This window comes from Myxococcus faecalis (assembly GCF_050039385.1).
Lineage (GTDB): Bacteria > Myxococcota > Myxococcia > Myxococcales > Myxococcaceae > Myxococcus > Myxococcus fulvus.
Genome location: NZ_CP144336.1, coordinates 10,133,745 through 10,156,862, shown reverse-complemented (window position 1 = coordinate 10,156,862; position 23,118 = coordinate 10,133,745). Strand labels below are relative to the sequence as shown.

At 69.8% G+C, this 23,118-nt stretch carries 20 protein-coding genes and 1 riboswitch; of the genes, 6 read left to right on the top strand and 14 right to left on the bottom strand.

Going from position 1 to position 23,118, the window contains the following annotated elements; all coding sequences use genetic code 11:
• Positions 1 to 369 precede the first annotated feature (369 nt).
• The 3 genes from VZQ01_RS40465 to VZQ01_RS40455 are packed head-to-tail and all read right to left on the bottom strand — an operon-like array spanning position 370 to position 2,487.
• A complete protein-coding gene (locus tag VZQ01_RS40465) occupies positions 370 to 891 on the bottom strand; it encodes a gamma-glutamylcyclotransferase (protein WP_267700880.1) in 522 nt (173 codons plus the stop codon).
• Between the two features lie 10 nt (positions 892 to 901).
• Positions 902 to 1,492 carry a GbsR/MarR family transcriptional regulator gene (locus VZQ01_RS40460; protein WP_141332387.1) on the bottom strand — a complete coding sequence of 197 codons (591 nt, stop codon included), beginning with the start codon at positions 1,490 to 1,492 and terminating at the stop codon, positions 902 to 904.
• Positions 1,489 to 2,487, bottom strand: a complete 999-nt coding sequence (locus tag VZQ01_RS40455; RefSeq protein ID WP_223783361.1) for a polyprenyl synthetase family protein — start codon at positions 2,485 to 2,487, stop codon at positions 1,489 to 1,491. Before VZQ01_RS40455 ends, VZQ01_RS40460 begins: the two co-directional genes overlap by 4 nt.
• 208 nt (positions 2,488 to 2,695) lie before the next feature.
• Between VZQ01_RS40455 and VZQ01_RS40450 the strand changes: the two genes are divergently transcribed.
• On the top strand, positions 2,696 to 4,198 hold the full coding sequence (locus VZQ01_RS40450; protein WP_426746314.1) for an MFS transporter: 1,503 nt from the start codon (positions 2,696 to 2,698) through the stop codon (positions 4,196 to 4,198).
• Between the two features lie 683 nt (positions 4,199 to 4,881).
• Here the strand turns inward: VZQ01_RS40450 and VZQ01_RS40445 are convergent.
• Together VZQ01_RS40445 and VZQ01_RS40440 are read right to left on the bottom strand one after the other, a co-directional pair.
• Positions 4,882 to 5,643 carry a hypothetical protein gene (locus VZQ01_RS40445; protein ID WP_426746313.1) on the bottom strand — a complete coding sequence of 254 codons (762 nt, stop codon included), beginning with the start codon at positions 5,641 to 5,643 and terminating at the stop codon, positions 4,882 to 4,884.
• A 258-nt stretch (positions 5,644 to 5,901) separates the two neighbouring features.
• Positions 5,902 to 7,434, bottom strand: a complete 1,533-nt coding sequence (locus VZQ01_RS40440) for a methyl-accepting chemotaxis protein (RefSeq protein WP_426746312.1) — start codon at positions 7,432 to 7,434, stop codon at positions 5,902 to 5,904.
• A gap of 269 nt (positions 7,435 to 7,703) precedes the next feature.
• Between VZQ01_RS40440 and VZQ01_RS40435 the strand changes: the two genes are divergently transcribed.
• Positions 7,704 to 7,967 (top strand): hypothetical protein, encoded by a 264-nt coding sequence (locus VZQ01_RS40435; RefSeq protein WP_141330881.1) that lies wholly within the window; start codon positions 7,704 to 7,706, stop codon positions 7,965 to 7,967.
• 15 nt (positions 7,968 to 7,982) lie between these two features.
• Here VZQ01_RS40435 and VZQ01_RS40430 read toward each other — a convergent pair whose 3' ends face one another.
• The 3 genes from VZQ01_RS40430 to VZQ01_RS40420 form a co-directional block, all read right to left on the bottom strand.
• Positions 7,983 to 8,753 (bottom strand): ATP-binding protein, encoded by a 771-nt coding sequence (locus VZQ01_RS40430; protein ID WP_426746310.1) that lies wholly within the window; start codon positions 8,751 to 8,753, stop codon positions 7,983 to 7,985.
• A gap of 51 nt (positions 8,754 to 8,804) precedes the next feature.
• A complete protein-coding gene (locus VZQ01_RS40425; protein ID WP_141330885.1) occupies positions 8,805 to 9,104 on the bottom strand; it encodes a hypothetical protein in 300 nt (99 codons plus the stop codon).
• Between the two features lie 116 nt (positions 9,105 to 9,220).
• Complete coding sequence (locus VZQ01_RS40420) at positions 9,221 to 10,588, bottom strand: amidohydrolase (protein ID WP_426746309.1); 1,368 nt, start codon at positions 10,586 to 10,588, stop codon at positions 9,221 to 9,223.
• Between the two features lie 200 nt (positions 10,589 to 10,788).
• Here VZQ01_RS40420 and VZQ01_RS40415 point away from each other — a divergent pair, with 200 nt between their 5' ends.
• Entirely contained in the window at positions 10,789 to 11,850 is a 1,062-nt protein-coding gene (locus VZQ01_RS40415; protein ID WP_223749080.1) for a hypothetical protein, read from the top strand.
• Positions 11,851 to 11,856: 6 nt separating this feature from the next.
• Here the strand turns inward: VZQ01_RS40415 and sugE are convergent, their stop codons facing one another.
• Together sugE and VZQ01_RS40405 are read right to left on the bottom strand one after the other, a co-directional pair.
• Positions 11,857 to 12,183: a quaternary ammonium compound efflux SMR transporter SugE gene (gene sugE, locus VZQ01_RS40410; RefSeq protein ID WP_223749081.1), complete on the bottom strand. Its 327-nt coding sequence runs from the start codon at positions 12,181 to 12,183 to the stop codon at positions 11,857 to 11,859.
• A gap of 18 nt (positions 12,184 to 12,201) precedes the next feature.
• A riboswitch (guanidine-III (ykkC-III) riboswitch) is annotated at positions 12,202 to 12,261 on the bottom strand.
• Positions 12,262 to 12,365: 104 nt separating this feature from the next.
• On the bottom strand, positions 12,366 to 14,072 hold the full coding sequence (locus VZQ01_RS40405; RefSeq protein WP_426746308.1) for a SulP family inorganic anion transporter: 1,707 nt from the start codon (positions 14,070 to 14,072) through the stop codon (positions 12,366 to 12,368).
• A 179-nt stretch (positions 14,073 to 14,251) separates the two neighbouring features.
• Between VZQ01_RS40405 and VZQ01_RS40400 the strand changes: the two genes are divergently transcribed.
• The 3 genes from VZQ01_RS40400 to VZQ01_RS40390 all read left to right on the top strand — a co-directional run bounded on the left by VZQ01_RS40400 (position 14,252) and on the right by VZQ01_RS40390 (position 18,119).
• Positions 14,252 to 14,971 carry an outer membrane beta-barrel protein gene (locus VZQ01_RS40400; RefSeq protein ID WP_223749082.1) on the top strand — a complete coding sequence of 240 codons (720 nt, stop codon included), beginning with the start codon at positions 14,252 to 14,254 and terminating at the stop codon, positions 14,969 to 14,971.
• A gap of 108 nt (positions 14,972 to 15,079) precedes the next feature.
• Entirely contained in the window at positions 15,080 to 16,903 is a 1,824-nt protein-coding gene (locus VZQ01_RS40395; protein WP_408890326.1) for an aspartate:alanine exchanger family transporter, read from the top strand.
• 358 nt (positions 16,904 to 17,261) lie between these two features.
• Positions 17,262 to 18,119 (top strand): SMI1/KNR4 family protein, encoded by an 858-nt coding sequence (locus tag VZQ01_RS40390; protein WP_426746307.1) that lies wholly within the window; start codon positions 17,262 to 17,264, stop codon positions 18,117 to 18,119.
• A 218-nt stretch (positions 18,120 to 18,337) separates the two neighbouring features.
• Here the strand turns inward: VZQ01_RS40390 and VZQ01_RS40385 are convergent, their stop codons facing one another.
• The 4 genes from VZQ01_RS40385 to VZQ01_RS40370 form a co-directional block, all read right to left on the bottom strand.
• Entirely contained in the window at positions 18,338 to 19,666 is a 1,329-nt protein-coding gene (locus tag VZQ01_RS40385; RefSeq protein ID WP_426746306.1) for a DUF1254 domain-containing protein, read from the bottom strand.
• Between the two features lie 111 nt (positions 19,667 to 19,777).
• Positions 19,778 to 20,668, bottom strand: coding sequence for a hypothetical protein (locus tag VZQ01_RS40380; protein ID WP_223749086.1), 891 nt, complete (start codon positions 20,666 to 20,668; stop codon positions 19,778 to 19,780).
• Positions 20,669 to 20,778: 110 nt separating this feature from the next.
• On the bottom strand, positions 20,779 to 21,918 hold the full coding sequence (locus VZQ01_RS40375) for a hypothetical protein (protein WP_267700871.1): 1,140 nt from the start codon (positions 21,916 to 21,918) through the stop codon (positions 20,779 to 20,781).
• Between the two features lie 24 nt (positions 21,919 to 21,942).
• Positions 21,943 to 23,109 carry a type II asparaginase gene (locus VZQ01_RS40370; protein WP_223749088.1) on the bottom strand — a complete coding sequence of 389 codons (1,167 nt, stop codon included), beginning with the start codon at positions 23,107 to 23,109 and terminating at the stop codon, positions 21,943 to 21,945.
• Between the last annotated feature and the right edge of the window lie 9 nt (positions 23,110 to 23,118).

Here is a 23,118-nt window from a genome sequence, read left to right as displayed (position 1 = left end):
TGGCCATGCTGGAGAAATCCCGTGGATGTGGCAACAGTATTTCAGAGGAAGCAGGCATTGCGTGCCCAGACAGAGCATTTCCTGTCAGGCAAGACATCACTGTTTCATGTGACAAGCCCCGTCGTTTCCCGGTGTTTCTGGGGGCCGAGAGCCACGAGACGTTGGACGAACGTCCGACACCCAGAGCGGGGCGGCGCTCACGCACGCATGAACAGGAAGTACAGCAGCAGGCTCAGCGCCACCGAGACGAGGATGCTGCCCGCGCAGCCCAGCTTGTTGGAGAAGAAGAGGAACATGGCCGTGGAGGCAACCTAGGCATCGCCGCGCGCACTCGCACGACGCCCCCGAAGGTCGCCCCCACCGCCCGCGCTACGCCCCGCGCTTGAGCCGCTCCACGTACTCGGCCGGCAGGCCCGCCGCCTGGGCGCCTCGCACCAGGGCCTCCACGAAGCGAGGGCTCACCGGGCCGTCCTGCGACGCGCGCCGGGGATTGGTGACGAACGCGGTGGCCTCCACCTCCTGCCCGTCCACGCGCACCTTCACCGCGCGCTCCACGCACATCCCCGTCACGAAGCCTTCCTTGTGCTGGACGATGGGCCAGTCCTGCCCGCGAATCTCGAACAGCCGCCCGAAGATGCGGCCACCCGGTGCATCCGCCAGCCCCGCCACCCGTCCCCCCCACCAGCGCGACGGGAAGTCGTAGACCAGGTCCACGTCCACCGCCTCCGCCAGCCGCCCCTCCGGCAGATCGAAGAAGCCGTATGAGTGCTGCTGCCGCCACTCCTCGAACGCCGCCCGGTCCAGGATGGTGGAGTACGCGAAGTACAGCCGCGTCGCCTTCGGGTCCGCGCCCTCGCGCGCCTTCATCACCATGTCGTAGTGCGAATCCATCAGCCCTCCCCTACCGGTCCCCGCGCCGCGAGGCCCCGTCCCGGAACACCGCCAGCACCCCGGACACGTCCAGGCGCGACGTCTTGATGAACAGCCGCAGCGCCCGCTCCACGTGCTCGGCCAGCGTGGCCATCTTCTCCAGCCGCTCCAGCCGCTCCAGCGGCACCCCGCCCGTCGTCTCCGCCAGCCTGCGCGCCTCCGCCAGGTCCGCGCGGATGCGCGCCACGAAGCCCGCCTCGCGCTCCTCGATGACGTGGCGGACCATCCGCACCAGGTCCGTCTCCGCGCCATAGCGCCAGACGGTGTCCTGCGGCAGCCGCACCCGCTGGATGACGCCCCAGCGCTCCAGGTCCCGGAGCAGCATGGAGACCCCGCCCTTCGACAGGTCCAGCTCGCGCTCGATCTCCCCCGCCGTCAGCGGCTCGCCGCGCAGGTACAGGAGCGCCCACACCCGGCCCTGGTTGCGCTTGAAGCCCCAGAACTCGATGACGTTGCCCACCGCGTCCACCGCGATGGCTTCCCACGGCGCGAGCCGGCCCTCGACGACCGGCGGCTCACCGCCCGCGCTCCCGTGTCCCCCCGTCCACAGGTAGCCTTTCATGCGGCGCGTCCTTGCACTTGCTCGGCGATCCCCGCCGACAGCTTGCGAGCCCAGCCCACCAGCTCCGCCCCCGCCGGGTCCGTCGCGAAGTGCCCCAGCTTGTCCAGCGCCGCTTCGATCTCCACGTTCATCCGCGCCATGGACGCATCCACCGCGCCCGTGGCCTCGATGGCCGCGCCAATCTCCTTCGTGCGCTCGGGCGTGATGGTGGAGAAGGCCCACGCGTCCTTCAGCTTGCGGCGCAAGCTCTCATCCTTGGCCACCGCCAGCAGGATGGGCATCGACGGGGTGCGCGAGTGCACGTCCGCGTACCGCGGCTTGCCCGCGTCCGTGCCCAGGATGTCCCGGATGTCGTCGGCGATCTGGAACGCCACGCCCAGGTGACGGCCGAACCCGTCGAAGCGCTCCACCGCGTCGGGCTGGTTCGCCAGCGTCGCCGCCGCGTGTCCGCACCAGCCGAACAGCGAGCCCGTCTTCCCCTCGGCGATGAAGCGCAGCCGGTTGAGCGGCAGGTCCAGGTCTCCGCGCGCCTCCACCTCCGCGATGGCCGCGCGGGTCATCTCGGAGACCACCGACAGCGCCGACAGCGTCAGCCGCGAGTCGAGCAGCGCCAGCTGGTGCAGGCCCGTCGACAGGATGAGGTCTCCGCTCATCACCGCCACGATGTTGCCCCAGCGCGCGTTCACCGTGGGACGGCCCCGGCGGAACATGCCCGCGTCCACCACGTCGTCGTGCAGCAGGCTGGCCGAGTGGATGAACTCCGACGCCACCGCCACGTCCACCAGCCGCTCCGGAGCCACCCCCACCGCGCCGCCGAACAGCCGCACCAGCATGGGCCGGGCCCGCTTGCCGCCCGTCCCCAGGCACAGGTGCCGGGCCGCCTCCATCAGCGTGTCGCCCTTCACGTCCGGACCGGCGTTGCCATCCACCAGCATGCCGCTGAGCCGCTCTTCCACCGCCGCCAGAAAGTCCGTGAGCTCCCGAGCCAGTTCCATGTGCGCCGTTCTCCTCGAACGTTCATATAGTTCAAGACCGCTTGAACTGCACCTGATTCCAGCGTCCCCCTCCGGACGGGGGAGCAGGCGGCCTGGGGAGGCAGGGCTCCAGGCGGGCGGCCGAGGGGGGTGGGAGGTCGGATTGAGGCCCCTGCCGCGGGCGTGAGACAGACGTGGGACGCCCCGCTTCCTCGTCGCAAGGACCGCGTTGAGCCCCGCCGCCTTCCGTCGTTACGTCCTGAGCAGCTTCGCCTCGCTCGCCTCCGCCGTCCCCCTCTTCCGTCCGGGCTCGTCGCTGCCCGGCTCGTCCGCGCCGCTGCTCGGGGCGCCTCCGGTGGACGGGCCGGACGCGCACCTGACGCCCACCCGGCGCCTGCGCGCGACCCTGGGCCTGTCCGTGGCGGAGGGCATGTTCGCGGAGGTGTTCACCGCGTGCGCCGGGGCCACGGTGCTCACCGCGTGGGCGATGGCGCTGGGGCTGGGTCCGCTGCTGGTGGGGGTGATGACGGCGCTGCCGTTCTGCGCGCAGTTCATCCAGTTCCCCGCGGCGTGGTTGACGTCGACGTTCGGACACCGGCGCGTCGCGCTGACGGCCATCTGCCTGTCGCGGCTGGTGATGTTCCCGTTGGCGGTGTTGCCGTGGTGGGAGTTGGACCTGACGGCGCGCCAGCACGTGCTGCTGGGGGTGGCGGGGGCGTCGGCGGTGTTGGGGGTGGTGGGCAACAACGCGTGGGTGGCGTGGATGGGGGAATTGGTGCCGCGCGCGGTGCGAGGCCGGTTCTTCGGGCGGCGCACCGCGCTCACCACGCTGGCGGGCACGCTGGCGTCGCTGGCGGCGGGGCTGTTGTTGGACCGGCTGCGTCCGGCGGACGGGGTGGGACTGGCGCTGCCGCTGCTGGCGCTCGGGGCCTGCGTGATGGGCGTGGTGACGACGCTGCTCATGGCCAGTCAGCATGACCCGGCGCCGCCGGGGACCACGCCTCGGCTGGAGCTCAAGGGCGCGCTGGGGCCGCTGAAGGACCCGCTCGCGCGGCGGGTGCTCACGTATCAGGTGGCCTGGAACGCGGCGGTGGGGGTGTCCGCGCCGTTCTTCGCGCTGCACAGCATCCAGAACCTGAAGATGACGTTCGTCATCCTGGCGCTGCATGCCGCGGCCGTGGCGGGGGTGCGCATCCTGACCGCGCCCCTGTGGGGGAAGATGATCGACCGCGTGGGGGCGCAGCCGGTGTTGATGGCGTGCTCACTGGGAATCGGCGTCATCCCGGCGCTGTGGCTCCTGCCTTCCGCGGGGACGCTCTGGCCGTTGCTGTTCGACGTGGTGCTCGCGGGGGCGCTGTGGAGCGGGCACGGCCTGGCCATCTTCGCGCTGCCGCTCACGGTGGCGCCGCGCAAGGGGCGGCCGTTCTATCTGGCCGCGTTCGCGACGGCGGGTGGATTGGCGTACGCGCTCGCCGCGGCGCTCGGGGGCGCCATCGCCTCCGCGCTGCCGGAGAACTTCGTGCTCGGAGGACAGCCCTGGGTGAACCTGCACGTGCTGTTCGTGCTGTCATCGGTGGCGAGGCTCGGCGCGGCCCTGCTCGCGGCGCGGCTCCCGGAGCCCGGGGCACACCCGGTGACGTCGGTGAGCGCGCTCGTGTCGCGGCTCATGCCCCGGCTGCACGCGGCGAGGATGCTGGCGCGGGAGAGCACCGGGAGTCACCGCCCGAGCTGAAGCGCCGACATGGGCGGGGGCCGGCTACTCCAGGGGGTCCAACGCCCAGGTGCCGTTCTCCCAGTTCTTGAGCGTCTGCTGAGCCCCGAGCGCGGAGATCCCCTCGCCTCGTGCCGCCTCTTCGAGCCCCCCCTGGCCTCCTTGGGTTTGTGCCTCAACAGGAAGGCCGCGGCGGTGACTCGCACGTCGACCCGAGGCGACGAGAACAATGATGCGAGGGCATCGCGGCCTGCATCGCCGAGGGAACGCAACTTCGTGAACGCGGCATAGGCCTTGTCCGCATGCTTGTTTCCGCGCTTCGCATCCCCACTCCGGATGCAATCCGTCTGCGCCGCGATATTCTCAGCGACCTGCGTGACGAGCGACTCCAGGTCCATCACCAACTCCCCTTGCGGACGTTCTCGACAGCCCTCAGCCCGAAGTCTCGCTGCGCCCACCGCCCAGCACCGCAGCCGCACGCCCCACAGGCGCCGCCACCAAACGCAGCGCCACCGTGCCGTCTGCGGCCAATGTGAGGGCTGGAATTCTCGCAGTGGCGAGGGCTGTCCCCTCCAAGGTGCGTGTCGCGGCGGATACTGTTCCCCACGTGGCGATGAGACTCGTCACCAGTTTGGAGACAGCCTGCACCTGCTCGCCCCGGGGCATGTATCGGAAGCGTTCCAGGTATTCCGGAGAGGACTCCATCAACGCCACAACGGAGGCAGGCATCTGCCGAAGGGCTGCGAAGTTGTCTGCTGGTGACGTCGAGAAGAACTTCCCACAGCCAGCGCGAGCCCGATGAACGCCTCTTCGGCCCCGTCCAGGGTGCGACTGATGACATCGGCATCGTCATGGACGTCAGCCAGGGGGAAGCCGGTTTCCTCCCACAGCTCATCGTTGAGGAGTCGGAAGACGCCCGTTCGCCCATCGTAGAAGCGGCCCAGTTCGAAGCCGTGCGCGCGAAAGGCTCCGCCCTTCCATTCAACGGGCGACACCCGTTGCTGAGTCCTTCCGGTGAGCACCCACGCAAGGCATCCGTCAGGTCGGAGTACCGCCAGATGATTGAAGCGCCCGACCCGGCGCACCAACTCGACCCGCGACACTTCGCCCGTGACCAAGATCTCCCGCAGCAAGAAGCCCACCGCAACCCGCGCTGGGAACTGCCCCAGCGTGACCTCCCTCTTCAACAACGCTTCGAGGAGTCTCGCTGCGTGAATCGGGGTGAGAGCGCTTCCCCCGACTGGCTGCGCGTCGCGATCTTCGAGTCCCGCCTTCTGAAGCAGGGCAACAAACGAATCCTGAGGTCTCCTGCCCGTACCAAGGGACACGGAGTCCCGGAACAAATGGCGTCGGTGGAGCCGTTGACCGGAGGGAGCGTCGACCGGCTCGCCATCCACTTCGCGTTCGGGAATCTCGCTCGAAGAATCCCACCGCTCTCCTGGTGTCGCCGCTCGCTGCTGGAACATGTCCCCGCGTGTCGAGGAGTCCACTCCAGCGCAGCCCATGAAAAGAAGGGCGACACTCACCACCCAAAGACCAGCATGCATTCGTCACCCCACGCCTTCCTTATGTGAAGGCCCATGGCAAAATGCTGGCATTGACGTCTGACAAACCTTCGGGAAACAGGGCATTCGGCGGATGCCTACACACATCCCGCCGACTCGCCCGAGGCTCACGCTGAAAACAAGCCCATCATAGAATTCGCTGTTCGAGGTGGCGTGACTTCACACCCGATACGCCCGGACCACCTCCGCCACCCGCTCGGAGAGCATCTTCAACGACACGGCCGACTCGTTCGTGGTGGAGATGCGCTTCACCGTGTCGCCCATCAGCGCGTTCAGCTCGTTGACGGCGGTGAAGATCTGCTCGATGCCGGTGGCCTGCTGGTTCACCGTCTGCGCAATCTGCCGCGCGGACGCCGTGCTGTCCTGGACGATGGTCGTCAGCTCGCGCAGCGTGTCCCCGGACGCGCGGGCCTGCGCGAGCCCCGCCTCCATCCGCTGGGTCCCCTCCGCGGTGATCTGCACCGTCCCCGCAATCGCCTCGCCGATGTCGTTGAGGATCTTCCGCACCTGATTGGTCGCGCGGATGGACTGGTCCGCCAGCGCGCGAATCTCCCGCGCCACCACCGCGAACCCCTTGCCGTGCTCGCCCGAGCGGGCCGCCTCGATGGCCGCGTTCACCGCGAGCAGATGCGACTGGTCCGCCAGGTCCTTCACCGTCTCCGTGATTCCACCAATCTGCTGCGTCCTCTCCCCCAGCGACATGATGCGCTCGGTGATCTGCTCCACCTGGGAGCGCAGGTCCACCAGCCCATCGATGCTGGCGGCCACCGCCTCCTCCCCCGTCCTGCCCAGCGCCTCGGCGCGCTCGGCCACCTCGATGACCGACTGCGCGGAGCTGGACGCGAGCAGCGCCGTCTGGCGGATCTCCTGCGCCGTCACCTGCGTCTCCTGCACGGCGGCGGCCTGCCGGGAGACCATCTGGTTCTGCTCGCTGGCGGACTCGTTGAGCCCCTGCACGGAGTCACTCAAGAGCTCCGTGGACGAGTGGAGCTGGTGCAGGAGGTCCTTCAGCTTCCCCACCAGGATGCCCACCGCGAGCGCCAGCTCCCCCACCTCGTCCTGCGTCGAGATGTGCACCGGCTCACGCAAGTCCCCGTGCTCGGCGATGCGGCGCACGGCCCCCGTGAGCGAGACGAGCGGCGCCACCATCCGGCGGCTCAGCGTCCACGCCGCGCCCATCAACACCACGAGCACGGCGATCAGGATGAGCTGCATGTTGCCGAGGACGCTCTCGATACGGCCCCGAGCCTCCGTGCGGTTGAAGCCCACGTGCACGGCCCCCAGTCCCCCCGGGACCGGAGCGGCCATGTCGAGCAGCTCCAGGCCCTGCGCCTCGAGCGGCGTGCCCTCCTTCGAGATGGCCAGCCCCTCCACGTGCTCGCGGAGGACCGACGCGTGGGTCCCGGACACGGCGACCAGCGAGCCCCGCGCGTCCACCAGCGCGACGTAGGCGAGCGCGCCCTCCCGAGCCACGGCGTCCAGCGTGGGCTGGACCTCCTGCTGCTCGCGGTTGCGCAGCAGGTCCGCCATCGCGGAGGCGAGCGCCGTCGGCACCGCCATGCTCATCTCGTGGCCCTGCTCCTCGAAGGCCTGGCGCAGACGCGGAATGGTGTAGCCCATGGACAGCAGGGCGAAGAACAGCGCCACGACCACGGGCGCCACGGTGATTTTATGGACGAGGGAGAGTCGCATCCGAGCACGAGGGTATGCAGAGCGAACGCGACGAATTGTGGACGCGTGACTGCCAATAGCGCAACCCCACCCCGCCGAGCGATTCCTCTCATCCTCGCGAGGGTCCGTCGGCACCCCAATCCCAGCACACCCCTGCGAGAGCGAAGACGTCTGGCTTTCGCATCCCCAGGAGAAAATTGCACCCGGAGGCGCCGCATGTGAGTCCCCTGGCCTCGACATGCGCCACGAAGGCCGCGCTACGCTCGCGAGTCTTCACCCCTGGAGGTCGCATGCGAGAGCTTCTCGGAGTCGCGCTGACGACGTGCTTGCTGCTGGGCTGTGGTGGCGTGGAGGAGCCCTCCCAGGAGCCACCACCGTTGGCTGAACAGGAGCAGAAGGCGGAGGTCTGCATCGACGGCTTCCGCCATGTCTTCACCTATTGGACCTGTCAGGACGGCTGCAACGTCGAGGTGCAGGAGTGCTGTTCCAACGTCGTCTTCAACCTCTGCTACGACTCCGTCTCCCAGCAGTCGTGCGATCCCGGCTGCACCTGAGCGCCTCGCCCGGGCTCACGGCTTCCCGCCCTGACGCAGGTCCCTGTTCCCACAGTCCGCCAGGTGGAACGTCCCCTGGCGGCTCATGCGCTGGACCACGCGGGCCCCCACGGACTCGGCGAAGCGCGAGGGCCCACCCTCGCGCCGCTGCACCGACAGACGCGTCGTATACGCCGTCACCAGGTCCGGCCTGTCCCGCTGCTCCACGAGCGACTCCAACAGCTCCCGCTGCCGCGGGCCCGACGCCTCCCCGCCGATATCGTCCAGCACCAGGACCCGCACCTGGGCCGCCCGCTGGAGCAACCGCCGCCGCGCCTCGGAGTCCTCCTCGCGCGACAGACGCGCCCAGTCGATGAAGAGCCCCGCCGACGAATCCCACGCCGACAGCCCCCGGTCGCCGCGCACGGCGGCCCGGAAGAGGTAGCACGCCCCCGTCGTCTTCCCCGTGCCAGGGCCTCCCGACAACAGCAGGCTGCGCAGCCGCTCCCTCAGGACATGCCGAGCCGCGCGGAGCGCCGCCGTCTCGAGCGGCGTCTCTCCTCGAAGGCCCGCCACGGCCTCGGCCGGCGCGCCGCACTGCTCCAGGTGCAAGGGCCACGCGTGCACCTGGGCGGACGCATGCCGGGCCTTCGCCTCCTCCGCGGCCCGCTGCCGCGCCAGCTCCCGCTGCTTCCAGTCCGCCTCCAGTTGGGCCAGGCCCGCCGAGGGCTGCTGCTTCGCCTGGGACATGCCCCGACGCAGCAGGTCCGCCAGCCGCCGAGGCTCCCGCTTGTCGTCCTGGCTCATGCCCCGTCCACCACCCGTGTCATGCCCCCGGGCGTAGCACACCGCCCCGACTCAGAGGCCCGGGGCCTTGGGCGCCGTGGACCGCCCCGCCGCCTTCATCACCCCCGCCTTGTCCCGGGTGATGTCCACCAGCGTCACCAGCCGGCGCCGCGCATCCACCGCGTAGTGGACGTGCAGCTCGTCCACCTGGAACGTCGCCGAGACCTCCGTCTGCGCGCCGAGCGAGGCCACGCGCTCCAGGTGGGCCTGGATGGCGCGATAGCGCTCCTGGGAGAGCCGGGCGACCTGGCTCCAGGCTCCCGCCGAAATCTCGACGGTGTACGGGCGGTGCGTGTTCCTGGGTGACTTCATGACGGTCGCTGCACAAAGCAGTCCGCGTGCCATCCGCCCTTTGAAGAAAATCGGACGGTTGGCGCACGGACCGCTTGAATCCCTGTAGAAATGTCAGCGCCGGCTGCCGACGCTTTTCAGTGCAGCCGCTTGCCTGCCTCCGGCGCCTGCTCCGCCTTGGGCTCCTCATCCAGACACGCCAGCGCGGCCATCAGCAGCGACTCGCAGCCGAAGCGCAGACAGTCCGGTGACGGGTTGAAGTACGGTGAGTGGTTCGACGGCAGGCTCTGCAGCTTCTCCCAGAGCGTCTTGCCTGGAGCGCGCTTCCACGCGTCGTGGGACGTGCCGCCGAAGTACCAGTAGACGAGCGGGACCTTCGCCTTCGACGCGTCGTTGGACGTGCGCCCGTCGAAGTACGGGAAGTCCTCGCTGCCGCTCACCATGCCCGTGTCGACCAGGTGGCCTTCGCCGAACCACGCGGCGTGCGCGGCGCGCACCCGGCGGGAGTACGAGTCGTCGTTCACCATCACCCGCGTGCGGCTGATCACCTCGATGTCCGGAGGCCGAGGCGTGCGCCCCGCCTCGCACTCCGCGCGGGCCATCCGGGAGATGGCCTCGATGAGCTGGTCCTGGAGCGCGTCGGTCGGCGTGCGCACCGACATCTCCAGCACCGCCTCGTCCGGGATGACGTTCGCGCGACTCCCCGCGTGCAGGCTCCCCACCGAGATCACCGCGCCACCCTGGGTGAGGTCCAGCTCGCGCGAGACGATGGTCTGCAGCCGCGTCACCAGGTAGGCCGCGATGACCACCGGGTCCACCGTGGACTGCGGCCGCGAGGCATGCCCGCCCTTGCCGTGGATGCGCACCCGCACGCTCGCGGACGCCATCATCGAAGCGCCCTGGTGGTACCCCACCAGTCCCACGGGCATCGGCCCCACGTGCTGCGCGAGCGCCACGGTCGGCGTGCCGAAGCGCGCATACAGCCCGTCGTCCATCATCGCCCGAGCGCCCTGGAGCGTCTCCTCCGCGGGCTGGGCCACCATCATCAGCGTGCCCCGCCAGTGGTTGCGAGACGACGCGAGCAACTCCGCCACGCCCACCAGACACGTCAGGTGCACGTCATGCCCGCAGGCATGCATCACCGGCACCGTGTGCCCCTGTGCGTCCTTCACCGTGACATGGCTCGCGTCGGGCCGGCCCGTCTTCTCCTCCACGGGGAGCCCATCCATGTCCGCGCGCAGGAGCACCGTGGGCCCCGACCCGTTGCGCAAGATGCCGACGACGCCGGTCCCCCCCACGCCCGAGGTCACCTCGTAGCCGATGTCCTCCAACCACTTCGCCACCTTCGCGGCCGTCCGATGCTCCTGCATGGACAACTCCGGGTGCTCATGCAGGTCCCGATAGAACGCCTCCAACCTGGGCGCGAGCTGCTCGTGCGCCGTCGTCAGCTGAGGGCGCCAGGCATGCGCGGGCTCGGTGCGTTGCAAGGTCTCCGTCACTTCCATTCCACGTCTCCTCCCCGAAAAGCGCGCGCAAGATGCCCCTCCCCGGGCCCACGCAGAGCACCGAGCTCCAACTCCCCGCCCACCAATGTCCGTGGAACGACGGCGCTCGCGTCGTCCACCCGTGGGCTGTCTTCGTCGCGACGCTGACCGCGCGCGCGGGGCAATGGTCCGCAGTGGCCACGTTCCCCACGTTCCCCGAGATGAAGACCCTTCTTCGAAGCCTCGGCGTGGGCCTGTTGCTCGGTGCGGGAGTCGCGGCGGGTGCGCCCTCGGGCGCGGAGTCCTGCCAGGAGCCCTGCGGCGCGCGCACCCGCCAACTCGCGGGACACACCTACGTGTTCCCCATCCTCCAGCAGAGCGCGTTCGTCACCTCGCACGTCGGCATCCGCGAGGGCCTGGCGCTCTATGACATCCCCGATGTGCCGGTGAATGACCTGCAGCCCCTGGACGTGACGCTCACCGGTGTCCAGCAGACGCTGGACTTGAGCCTGAGCATCACCGACTGGCTGGGCATCGCGGGCTTCGGCCGGGCCACCATCATCACCGGCACCAACGCGGACGGCCTGCTGTCCTCCGGCGCCACGGTGGACCTGCTGGGCCAGGTGGGCGGCGTGGTGCGGCTGTTCCGCAGCGAGCACAGCGGGACGCAGGTCTCCGTCCGGGCGAACTTCGGCTACGACAAGGGGCGCGAAATCACCCTGCTGCCCCTCATCAACGCCATCGTCGAGACGCCCCAGGTCACGGTGGAGCAGATCATCAACGGCAGCCTGGGACAGTTCCTGTTCGTCCCCAGCGAGGAGACGACGGCGAACGGCGGCGTCTACGCGGCGCAGACGCTGGGGCGGATGTTCTCGCTGCAGGGCTCGGCGCTGGCGGAGTACGCCTGGCAGAAGCGCAGGCCGTTCGACCGCATCCTCGGGGACCGCCTGGAGCAGAAGACCCACGCGGTGCGCTTCTTCTTCTCGCTCGCGGCGGCCCTGGACCTCTACCCCACCACGTCGGTGCCGGTGGCGGTGATGGGCGAGTACCTGTTCCGCACCGGCCGCCAGGAGGAGCTCGGGCGCTCGGACCGGACGTTGAAGAACAGCTCGCTGGGGCTCGGCGTCTACTACTCGGGCCGAGCCAACCTCCAGCTCGGCCTGGGCGCGGTGGTGATGCTGAATGGCGAGCCCCAGCGGGGCTACGGCGACGAGGGCTCGCAGCAGAGCTCCGGAGACCCGACGCTGTCCTATGGACAGCTCATCCTGCGCTACGTCTGGTGAGCCCCGTCAGGGGTCCGCGCCGCTCGTCGCCTTCAGACCGATGATGGCGACCAGCAGCATCGACAGGAACACGATGCGCATCGGGGTGAGCGGCTCATGGAAGAGCACCACGCCCAGCACCGCGGCGCCGAGCGCCCCGATGCCCACCCACACCGCGTAGGCCGTGCCTATGGGCAGCGTCTTCGCCGCCGTGGACAGCAGGAACATGCTGGCCACGATGGCCGTGCCCGTGAGGATGCTGGGAACAAGGCGGGTGAAGCCCTCGGTGTACTTGAGGCCGATGGCCCAGCACACCTCGAGCAGACCCGCGATGACGAGAATGATCCACGCCATGACGTACGACTCCAGAGATGAGCGTCGTCTTGTCGTGACCGGGTACGGCGCACCTCGTCCGGGCCCGCCGAACCCACCCTGGGAACGACGGACGGCGAGGTCTATAGCGCCTCGCCCCTCTGTCTTCAACGTCCTCGAATCCCCCTTCATTCCCCAGGCGGGCGGCCGGCCGGGGCCCCACGTCAATGCAAGGCCTGGAACCGCGCCACGGCGGCCTCCACGGTGAGGTAGACGTTCTGTTCCCCCAGTCGCTCCATCATCCCCGTGCGCCGCAGCATGCCTCGCAGCGGCGCGTTCGCGTCCGCGATGACCAGGACGATGCCCTCGTCCTCCAGCTCCTGGCGCAGCTTCTCCAGCCCCTCCGCCGCCGTGACGTCCAGGTCGAACACGGCGCTCGCGTCCAGCACCACCTCGCGCACGGGAGGGGACGCCCGGGCCACCAGGACGCGCACCTGCTCGCGCAGGTGCCGCGCGTTGGCGAAGAACATCGGCGCATCGAAGCGATACACCAGGAGCCCCGGAACGGTGCGCGTGCCCTCGTGCCGTGTCACGTCGTGCCACCCGGACACGCCCTCGCGCTCGCCGAGCACCGCGTCGTGGGGATGCGCGGCACGTCGGATGAGGTCCCCCAGCGCGAGCGCGACGGCGACGAGGATGCCCTGGAGGATGCCGAGCACCAGCACCGCCAACGTCGTCACCGCCGCCAGCACCGCCTCCACGCGCCGCATCCGCCACAGGGCCACGAGCGAGGACACGTCCACCAGGTACACCGCCGCGACGATGACGATGGCCCCCAGCGTCACCAGCGGCAGGCTCTGGAGCAGCGGCGTGAAGAAGAGCGCGAACACGGCGACCAGCACCGCGGCCACCACGCCCACCAGCTGCGACCTCCCGCCCATCGCGTCGTTGACCGCCGTGCGCGAGTCACTCCCCGTCACCGGGAACCCTTGCGTGAAGGCACACGCCACGTTCGCCGCGGCCTGCCCGAGCAGCTCCTGGTTCCCGTCCAGCCGGTAGTGGTGCTTGTCGGCATACAGCCGCCCCGCGAGCACCGAGCTCGCGTAGTTCACCAGCGCCAGGCTGAGCGCCGCGGGCAGCAAGGCCCTCACATCCGAGAAGCCCACCCGGGGCAACCCGAACGACGGCGGCGAGGCGGCGATGGGCCCCACCACCTTCACCCCCGCGTGGTGGAGCTGGAACACGCTCGCCGCCACGGTGGTGAGCACCACCAGGATGAGCGGCCCGGGCAGCCTCGGGAGCCACTGCCTCAGCAGGACCAGACACCCGATGATGCCCACCCCCAACAGCACCGTGGGCAGGTGCATGCCGTGCAGGTTGCGGCCGACCTCCAGCACCTGTCCCGGAAAGTCCTCCGCCCGCCGCTCCAGGCCGAACATCCGCGCCAGCTGGCTGCCGATGATGATGAGCGCGGCCCCGTTCGTGTAGCCGATGAGGATGGGCTTGGAGAGGAAGTCCGCCAGCGCTCCCGTCTTGAGCAGGCCCGCCGCCAGGCTCAACAGCCCCACCATCAGCGCCAGCAGCGCCGCGAGCGACGCATACCGCGCGGGGTCGTCTCCCGACACGACGCCGCCCAGGGCGCTCGCGGCGATGATGGCCGCGCCCGCCTCCGGCCCCAGCATCAGGTGACGCGAGGGACCGAAGAGCGCGTAGGCCAGCATGGCCGCCACGCCCGCGTACAGGCCGGTGACCGGGCGCACGCCGACAATCTGCGCGTACGCCAGTCCCTGCGGCACCAGCATCGCGCCAATCGTCAGCGCGGAGAGCAGGTCCGGGCGCAGCCAGGCCCGCGAGTAGGTGGACATCCACCCCAGCCCCGGCACGTACCGTCGGGCGCGTCGCCAGCCTGCTGTCGCCGTGAGCCTCGTCACGCCTCGACGATGTGTCCTCGGGCCCGCCGCGGCACGGGCCCCGGGGGAGGGGCAGCCGGGCGACGCTGTCCAACACGCCACGACGACCCGGCGCGAGAGGGAGCCACGAGCCCGCGCCGCGCGCGGCCCCCAGGGCACCACGTCCCCAGCTTCAGCGAGCCATGTCGTGAGGAGGTCGCATGCCTCGGTGCATCGCCAGGCTCGTGCTGTTGTCCTCGCTGCTCGTCCCCTGGGTCGCGCGAGGAGGTCCGCTGAGACAAGTCGCGGAGGACCCCGCCGCGGGCTTCGTGGAGGACTCGCCGCCGATGGCCGGGCGCTTCACCTTCAACCTGGGGGTCGGCCTCGTCTTCCCCGTCGGCGAATCACACAGTCGCTTCAAGGCGGGCTGGGGCTTCCTGCTCGGCGGCGGCTACCACTTCACCGAGCACTTCGGCCTCCGCGCCGAGTACCAATACAGCGACTACAACCTGAAGAGCGACGTCCTCCCCGACGAGCGCGTCTCCGGCGATCACATCATGCAGTACGGAGACCTCAACCTCTTCCTCGGCCTGCTGTCGGGCAGGCGCCTCGGGCTCTACGTGACGGCGGGACCGGGCCTCTACTACCGCAAGGTGGAGCTCACCCAGTTCGCCGGCACGGGGCTCGTCCCCGTGTGTGATCCCTATTTCTTCACCTGCTACACGGAGGTCGTCCCGGTGGACGTCATCCTCGACTCGCGCAGCTCCACGGACATCGGCGTGAATGGCGGCGTGGGCCTCACGTACCGGCTCTACGGCACGGTGCGCGTGTATCTGGAGGCGCGCTACCACCACATCTTCGGCCCCGAGTACCAGACGGCCACGGGCGCGCGCCGGGCGAACGGCCAGTACCTGCCCATCAACCTGGGGCTGCGCTTCTGACGACGGGCCGGCGCGTCGGCCGCCTCTCCCCGTGGGGCACGTCCGGCGAGGAGCCTCGCGCCCTACCCTGACCGGAAACGCTGGAGGGATGCACGCATGAGAAGCCAGATGCGCCATACCGCCCTGCTCGCGGGCGCCGCCGTCGTGGGCCTCGCGGTCATCGCCTTCGCACAGGGTCAGCCGGCGCCCGCCGTGCAACCCCAACCCCACGGCGTCTTCGGCGTGGTGCTGGACTACATGCGCCGGCAGCCCTTCATCCTGCTCTTCCTCGTCGTGGCCGTCGGCTACGCGCTCGGCGAGCTGAAGGTGAAGGGCGTGGGCATGGGCTCCACGGCGGCCACGCTGCTGCTGGCCCTCATCGTCAGCTTCTGGGCCTTCGACGCCTACCAGATCGAATACGCCCTGCCGGAGTTCACCAGCACGGTGTTCTTCAACCTCTTCATCTTCGCCATCGGCATGAAGGTGGGTCCCCAGTTCCTCGGCGGCATCCATCGCGAGGGCAAGCACCTCATCCTCCTGTCCCTGCTGGTGCCGCTGCTGTCGGCCGCGCTGGTCTACGCCTCGCGGTACTTCACGCACCTGGCGCCCGGTCTGCTCGCGGGCATCCTCTCCGGCGCGAACACGGCGACGCCGGGCTTCGGCGCGGCGCAGGCGGCGCTGGCGAGCGGCTCGGCGGCGCTGACGGGGGACGCCGCGCGGCAGGCGCCCGGGAACCTGACGACGTCCTACGCGTTCCTCTACTGCATCAGCATGGTGCTCTTCACCGTGATGATGTCGGTGATGCCGAAGATGTTCGGCCGCGACGCGGTGGCGGACGGCAAGAAGATGGAGAAGGAGCTGGCGGGCGAGGACTCCGCGCCGCTGCCGGGCACGGCGGACTCGTTCATCCGGGGCTACATGCCGTTGGACCTGCGGGTGTTCCGCGTGGAGAACCCCGCGCTCGAGGGCCGCACCGTGGCGGACCTGGACCATGCGCACCCTCGCGTGGCCATCGAGCGCGTCTACCACGACGGCCGCGTCTACAACCCGCCGCCGGACCTGGTGCTGAGCCGGGGCGACGAGGTGGCGATGCTCGGCCCCGTGTCGCTGCTGCTGGCGGGTGGGCCGCACATCGGCCCGGAGGTGGACGACTCCAAGCTGCGCAACGTGAAGTTCGACACGGTGGAGTTCATCGTCCACGACAAGCAGGTCGTCGGAAAGACGCTGGGAGAGCTCGCGCTGCGCATGGGCCACGGCATCTACCTCAACGCCCTGTTCCGCGCGGGTGACCAGCTGCCGGTCAGCCGTGAGCAGGTGGTGAACAAGGGCGACGTGTTGCGCATCACCGGCAGCCCCAAGCGGGTGGCGGACCTGCGCAAGGTGCTCGGTCCGCCCGTGAAGCCGAGCCTCTCCACGGACATCATCACCCTGGGCCTGGGGCTCGCGGCGGGCGCGCTGCTCGGCGCGATCACGGTTCCGCTCTACGGCATCAAGTTCAGCCTGGGCTCGGCGGTGGGCCTGCTCATCGTCAGCATCGGCCTGAGCATCCTGCGCACGCACAACCCCGCGCTCGGCGGCCCGTTCCCGGAGTCCGCGCGTCAGCTGCTCGAGGATGTGGGGCTGAATGTCTTCATCGCCATCCTCGGACTGAACTCCGGCGCGGGCGTGGCGCACGCCATCGAGGGCGGCCTCCTGGGGCCCACGCTCATCATCGGCTCCATCGCCGCCTTCATCCCGCCCATCATCGGTTGGGTGGTGGGCCAGTACATCTTCAAGATGAACAGCGCGGTGCTGATGGGCGCCATCGCGGGAGCCCGGTGCAACAGCGCCGGCATGCGGGCGGCGCAGGAGGCGTCGAAGAGCATCGTCCCCGCCATCGGCTACCCGGTGACGTTCGCCATCTCCAACCTGCTGCTGACCCTCATCTGCTACCTGTTCGCCCTGATGGGCTGAGTGAGGACGCCATGAGCAAGCCCCTTCCCTCGTGGAACGACGGCGCCACCCGACAGGCGCTGCTGGACTTCGCTGGACGAGTTGCTGCCGCACCGCTGGCAGCCGTCCTCCTCCTTCGCGCCGGACTCCTCCTGAAGTCAGGCAAGCATCGGCGCCCCTGACCTCCACGCGCGGCTTCCATGCGGTGCGAGTGGACGAGTGCATCCGTCGGACGTCTCCCATCGGTCGGTTACCGCCCCCGAGCGCTGAGCCGCCTGCACACCCGACGGCCCGCGGTGATCGAGAGGTCGCCGCGGGCTCTCGCGTCTGATTCGCGGAGATCTTTGACGCAGCATCCCTCCGGTGGTGATGTCGTTCGATGCCGCAGCCTCCCAAGGAGCTCGTCCGCGCTCTCGAACGTCTCGATGTGGCCATCCGCCGCGCCGACCCCGGGGGGCACGCCTCGTTCCTACCGCCGGCTGCGCCCGAGCAGCTGGCCGGGCTCGAGGCCGAGCTCGGGACGGCACTGCCAGGCGACCTTCGCGCCCTGTTCAGCTGGCACGATGGGACCGCGCTGGTGTCGTTCGATGGCTCGAGCGTTTACTCGATGATGGGCTGCGCCGAGGCGATCTCGACTCGTCGGTTTCTCCTCGGGTTCGACAGTGACGGTGCGCGGTTCTCCGAACATTGGGTTCCCGTGCTCACGAAGGGCAACGGCGACCACGTCGCGTATGTGCTGTCGGGAACCGAGGCCGGCCAGCTGGTCGAGTACCGACACGACGACGCCTCGCGCCCCATTTGGGCGCCCTCGCTCGCGGCACTCGTGGCCAGCGCACTGCGTACCTGGGAGAGCAAGCCCGTTCGAGAGCAGGGGGCGCTGATGCGGATCGGCGGGTGGAGCAGGGAGAGCGCGGTCCATGTGGGGGCGCTGGGGATCGGCGACGCCATCGTCGTGTGCACCCTCGGCGCGGCGATGCGCCCATTCTGGAACCTCTATGTTCAGGTCGACGCCAATCGGTGGGTGTGGGGATTCTCAGGAGCAGAAGATTGGGAGCCGGAGGCGCTCGCGGTGGCCTCGCGGGCCATCGGCGGCCCGCTGAAAGACACGAGCACCGTCGCATCCAGCGTGGACGGCCTCTTGCTCGACAACGCATGGACGTTCGAGGACCGCCCGCCGCGCGCCCCCGACGACTTGAGCATGCTGGGCGTGTACCGAGGCCGCGTCGTTCGCGCCTGACGTCGGCGGCTCGAGGTCAACCACCACGGCTCACGGGTAGCCTCGGTCCATGGGCCTTCGCACCTGTGCTGGTTGCCAACGTCACATCACGCCCCGTCGCTGACCGGACGGATACGAGGGCCGACAATCCGCCCCACCCCGCGGGGCGGACATCCCGGCCGCCAGGGACGGCGCGAGCGTCAACGGACGACACTCGCGTCGTCCCGCGGAGCCGGGGCTCAGTCGTTCAGCGCCTCGACGGCTGGAGGCACATAACGCCCCCGGAGCGCGGCCTCGGTGGGACCATAGAGCCGCAGCAGGAGATAGAACGGCCCTGTGGGCACCGGCAGCCAGTTGGACTGACGCGCGGCCTCCGGGGGCGTGCTCTGGAGGAAGAACGAGATGGAGCCATCCTCGGACCGCCTCAACGTGCGCGAGCGATCTCCCAGCGAGTACCGGTGGATGTCGTTCTCCACCAGCATGTGGCTCTTCGCGTCGTACGCGGTGAGGGACCAGAAGAAGCGCACCGGAGGAATCGCCTCCTTCGGGAAGCGCAGCACGTAGCGGGCACGCGCCCCATCGAGCGGACGGCCGGCGCCATCCAGGTGGGTGATGGGATAGACGGCCTCGGCCGCTGAGTTCGCGTAGAGGTAGTTCCACGCCACGCGGGCGCGCAGCGCGTAGTCGTCGCCGAAGTCACCCACCTTCGGGTCCGGCAGCTCCCACCCCTGATGCAGCATCGGCCGCTGCTGGATGGACTCGCGGGCCTCGCGGACTCCCGCCAGCATCGCGTCACGGAGGTCCGGTGGCAGCGACTTCGCGTCGAAGGACTCCCCGGGGCGCACCCCGACGCGCGCGAGCCTTGCCAGCAGCGGTCGCTCCGCATCGGAGAAGCGGTGCCACCGCATCATGAAGTTGATGTACTCGAACGCCTTCAGCGACGCGTCCGCCTTGTCATCGAAGTACGGAGGCCACGACACCTCGGGGAGCTTCGGCGCCGGCTGCCCGGAGAACACGTGGAGCGGCGTCGCCTTGAACTCCCGCTGGAGCGGGACCGCGGCCGCCAGGTCCTTCGGACCGTCCACGCCGACGCGCAGCAGCGCCGCCACGAACCAGGAGTCGGAGCGGATGATGCTCGCGTCCTTCAGCGGCTCGGGCAGCGGCCCCGTCCAGTCAGGCCCCGAGACGACGAACCGCCCGGGGGCCGTGCCCGTGGCCCGCGTGCCGATGTACGGCAGGTTGTTCGTCGTGATGTCGACCAGCTGGATGCAGAAGTAGCGCCCGTTCAGCTCCGGCGTCTCCACCACCACGGGCCCGCCTCGCAGGTCCAACACCGCCACCGAGTAGAGCGTGTCGTTGTTCGGGGAGACGACCTCCCGGTCCTCGGAGGTGAACAGCCGGGAGAAGTGCAGGAACTGGTTGGCGGGCCGGAGCTGTGGCGACTCCGGACGGAAGTTCAGCGCGAACAGCCGGTAGTGCTCCACCAGGGGCAGGCCGAAGACATACGCCTCACGCGCGATGTCTCGCGCCTCCTGGGGCGACAGCCCCGTGGTCGATTGCTCCAACATGACTCACCTCGATGGCGTGGGTGCCGGGTCCGAAGCCCGGCTCATGCCCGCAAGCTGAGCCGCCACTTCCACCCGGGCAACACCGTCGCCGGACGACAGGAGGTGAGCCCGCTACGCCGGCACGCCACCCGGAGGAACCCGCTTCGAGCCCTCGGACTCTCCATGGCGCTTCACCCACAGCTTGTACGGGGTCAGCGCCAGGACGCGGATGACGACGTACGCACCCACCACGCCCGCCACCTCGAGCGCCCGGTAGTTCGGATAGCTCTGGGTGATGATGGTCATCGACAACACCGGGTGCGCGAAGGCCGCGGCCAGCACCACCGCCTTGCGGTCCTCCATTCGCGGCGCCCCCGCCCAGTGTCCCAGCACGGCCGAGATCGTCACCAGCAACACCAACGCCACCACCGCGAGCCACGCGGTGTGGATGAGCTTCGGACCGACGATGAAGAGCACGCCCACCGACACGGCGATGAGCAGCACGTTGAACACCCGACCACACCAGCGCGCGAGCGTCCGGGCCAGGCTCGGGAAGTAGTGCCCCACCGCGACTCCCACCATGAGCGGAGGGACGATCTTCACCAGCAGCAGCCGGAAGACCAGGCTCGGCGCCGCCCTGAACTCGACGCCCAGGAGCCGGTCCACGCCCCGCACCCAGAGCGGCACCGTCACCAGCGCGCAGAGGCTGAGCAGCAACAACAGGTTGAGGGACGTGGTGCTGCTGGCGCCCAGGGAGCGGGCCTGGTTCACCTGGAGCGGCGCGCCCGGACAGACGGCCATGAGCAGGACGGCGCTGGCCACCACCGTCGGCAGCCGGAAGACATGGACCAACGCGATGGCCACCAACGGCACCAGCAGGAGCACCACCAGCAGCGAGCGCGCATACAGCGCCGGGCGCTCCAGGACGTGCCGGATGTCACCGGGCCTTCGCTCCAGGCCCTGGGTGAACATGAACAGGGTGACGATGTTGCCCAGCACGAACACGGCCAGGGTCCTGAGCATGCTCGCCTCCTTCCAAGCGGCATGCACACCGGCCGCCGTCGTTGGATATCCTCACGTCCGCCCCCTGCCGACAGTCCTCGGCGGACAGGCACCCGAGCGCAGGCCGCCGCTCAGCTCATGCTCTGGCGCAGCTGGTTCACCACCGCCAGGAACTGCCGGTCCACCATCAGCAGGATGACGAGCGGCGCCAGCCCGGCCGCTCCCACCGCCAGCAGCCCGCGCTGGTCCCACGGGAACAGCTTCATCTTGCGAGCCACCATGAAGGACGAGCCCAGGTCCGCCAGCGACGAGAAGTCCGGCGCGCCGAGCGCGGGGAGCTCGGGCTTCTTCTGGAACCACCGGTCCTCGAACTCGCGCGAGTGGTGCGCCGCGACGGCGGAGAACCACGGGTCCCCTCGCCGCTTCGCCGCCACCAGCGGCCGGAAGAAGCACGCCAGTGGCGCGAAGACGGCCAGGCAGGCCAGCACGGCGTAGAGGACCTGGGGCATGATGTAGACCAGCGGGGACTCGGTGATGGCGGCGGCGTTCGTCCGGAACGAGTATGACGCCACCGGCACGGACACCGCGAACACCACCGGCGCGAAGCTGGCCTGACAGACGGCCAGGAACCCCAGGCCGCCCGACTGGTCCGGGTGCGTGAAGGCCAGGCGAAGCGGAAGCCGCGAGACGCGCAGCAGGAAGACCGCCCACACGACTCCGCGCCACAGCCACCGCAGCACCAGGAAGCGCACCAGCGGCTGGGCCACGCAGAGGTACCAGCCGCCCGCGAGCGACGGCTGGCCCCAGGATGACACCTGCCACGCCCGCGACGGGTCCGGCGAGGTGAGCCACGCGAACGCGATGACCAGCCCCAGCAGCAGCAGCTCCACGCCCGCCGAGTCACACCACCGCGTGCACCTCCGGGCCAGCGCCTCCAGCGCGCCCCGTCCCCGCTCGCCCACCAGGTCCGCCCGGAGGAACTGACGCGCCGCCGCGCCCAGGCGGCTGTCGATGTAGGGCCCCGACGCCACGAGCACCGGCAGCGACAGCAGCAGCTCGCCATGGACCTGGAGATCCCGAAGCAGCAGGCGCGGGGCGTCGCCCCCCTGCATCCACGTCATCAGGACCAGCGGCCCCCAGCACCCCAACGCGAGCACGAGCGCGAAGAGGCCGGAGCGGCGCGGCTCGACACCGCGCAGCCGCCGTCCCAGCGTCTGGAATGGACCGCCCCTCACCAGCGAGAAGTCCGACAGCGTCTCCGAGCCCACCATGGGAGCACCGCGAGGCGGAGGGCCTCAGTACTCCTCGAACATCCGCTGGACGCGCGTGGGGTCCTTCGTCTCCAGCAGCGCCAGTTGGAGCAGCACGCGCGACTTCGCGGGGTTCAGCTCGCCCGAGGCCACGAAGCCCTTCTGGTCGTCGTTGATTTCGTTGTTGCGCAGCACCAGGCCGCTCGGCAGGCGCGTGCTGCGCACCACCACCACGCCCTTCTTCACGTGCTTCGCCAGTGTGTCGAGCGCGGGCTGGGTCATGTTCCCATCCCCCACCCCCGCGATGACCAGCCCCTTGGCGCCGTTCTTCACCGCCGAGTCGATGAGGTCCGGGCTCATGTTCGCGTGTGCGTAGAGGATGTCCACGCGCGGCAGCGCGCTCTCGCCCGCGATGGAGAACTCGGAGTCCACCGTGTGCCGCTTGTCCATCTTCTCGAACCAGTGGATGTCACCCGTGTTGACCACGCCCGCGGGCCCACGGTTCAGGCTGCGAAAGGTCTCCACGTTGGTGGTGTTCGTCTTCGTCACGTTCCGGGCCGCGTGGATTTCGTCGTTGATGACGATGAGCACGCCCCGCCCCTTCGCCTCCGGCGACGCCGCCACGGCCACCGCGTTGTAGAGGTTGCCCGGCCCGTCCGCGCTGGTGGCGGTGGCGGGCCGCATGGAGCCCACCAGGACCACCGGCTTGTCGCTCTTGACCACCAGGTCCAGGAAGTACGCCGTCTCCTCCAGCGTGTCCGTGCCGTGCGTGACGACGACGGCGTCCACGTCCGGCGAGGCCAGCAGCTCGTTGGTCCGCTTCGCCAGCTTCAGCCACACCGCGTCGTTCATGTCCTGGCTGCCGATGTTCACCACCTGTTCACCCGACAGCCGCGCCAGCTTGTCCAGGTTCGGCACGCTCTTGATGAGGTCCGCCACCTTGAAGGCCCCCGCCTTGTAGCCATACCCCTGGGGGTTGCCCTGCGAGCCGGCGATGGTGCCGCCCGTCGCCAGGATGCGCACCGACTGCAGCGGCGCCGCGTCCTTGCCGTCCTTCGCCTTCGTGTCCGCCGGGGCCCCGCGGGTCGACGACGCCTCCGCGCCTGGGGACGTGGGCCGCGCCGAGCCCTCCTGCGCGGCGATGCCCGCGCCCGTCAGCAGCAGGCCGACCGCGCACAACAGTCCTCGCATCGAGTTCTTCGAGCCATTCATGATGGGCCT

Excerpts from the sequence above, each read along its gene's own strand:
- VZQ01_RS40370 (WP_223749088.1), bottom strand. The coding sequence starts at position 23,109 with ATGAATGGCTCGAAGAACTCGATGCGAGGACTGTTGTGCGCGGTCGGC.
- VZQ01_RS40460 (WP_141332387.1), bottom strand. The coding sequence starts at position 1,492 with ATGAAAGGCTACCTGTGGACGGGGGGACACGGGAGCGCGGGCGGTGAG.
- VZQ01_RS40385 (WP_426746306.1), bottom strand. The coding sequence starts at position 19,666 with ATGTTGGAGCAATCGACCACGGGGCTGTCGCCCCAGGAGGCGCGAGAC.
- VZQ01_RS40465 (WP_267700880.1), bottom strand. The coding sequence starts at position 891 with ATGGATTCGCACTACGACATGGTGATGAAGGCGCGCGAGGGCGCGGAC.
- VZQ01_RS40430 (WP_426746310.1), bottom strand. The coding sequence starts at position 8,753 with ATGAGCCAGGACGACAAGCGGGAGCCTCGGCGGCTGGCGGACCTGCTG.
- VZQ01_RS40380 (WP_223749086.1), bottom strand. The coding sequence starts at position 20,668 with ATGCTCAGGACCCTGGCCGTGTTCGTGCTGGGCAACATCGTCACCCTG.
- VZQ01_RS40395 (WP_408890326.1), top strand. The coding sequence starts at position 15,080 with ATGCGCCATACCGCCCTGCTCGCGGGCGCCGCCGTCGTGGGCCTCGCG.
- VZQ01_RS40420 (WP_426746309.1), bottom strand. The coding sequence starts at position 10,588 with ATGGAAGTGACGGAGACCTTGCAACGCACCGAGCCCGCGCATGCCTGG.
- VZQ01_RS40390 (WP_426746307.1), top strand. The coding sequence starts at position 17,262 with ATGCCGCAGCCTCCCAAGGAGCTCGTCCGCGCTCTCGAACGTCTCGAT.
- VZQ01_RS40415 (WP_223749080.1), top strand. The coding sequence starts at position 10,789 with ATGAAGACCCTTCTTCGAAGCCTCGGCGTGGGCCTGTTGCTCGGTGCG.
- VZQ01_RS40435 (WP_141330881.1), top strand. The coding sequence starts at position 7,704 with ATGCGAGAGCTTCTCGGAGTCGCGCTGACGACGTGCTTGCTGCTGGGC.
- VZQ01_RS40445 (WP_426746313.1), bottom strand. The coding sequence starts at position 5,643 with ATGTTCCAGCAGCGAGCGGCGACACCAGGAGAGCGGTGGGATTCTTCG.
- sugE (WP_223749081.1), bottom strand. The coding sequence starts at position 12,183 with ATGGCGTGGATCATTCTCGTCATCGCGGGTCTGCTCGAGGTGTGCTGG.
- VZQ01_RS40425 (WP_141330885.1), bottom strand. The coding sequence starts at position 9,104 with ATGAAGTCACCCAGGAACACGCACCGCCCGTACACCGTCGAGATTTCG.
- VZQ01_RS40455 (WP_223783361.1), bottom strand. The coding sequence starts at position 2,487 with ATGGAACTGGCTCGGGAGCTCACGGACTTTCTGGCGGCGGTGGAAGAG.
- VZQ01_RS40440 (WP_426746312.1), bottom strand. The coding sequence starts at position 7,434 with ATGCGACTCTCCCTCGTCCATAAAATCACCGTGGCGCCCGTGGTCGTG.
- VZQ01_RS40400 (WP_223749082.1), top strand. The coding sequence starts at position 14,252 with ATGCCTCGGTGCATCGCCAGGCTCGTGCTGTTGTCCTCGCTGCTCGTC.
- VZQ01_RS40375 (WP_267700871.1), bottom strand. The coding sequence starts at position 21,918 with ATGGTGGGCTCGGAGACGCTGTCGGACTTCTCGCTGGTGAGGGGCGGT.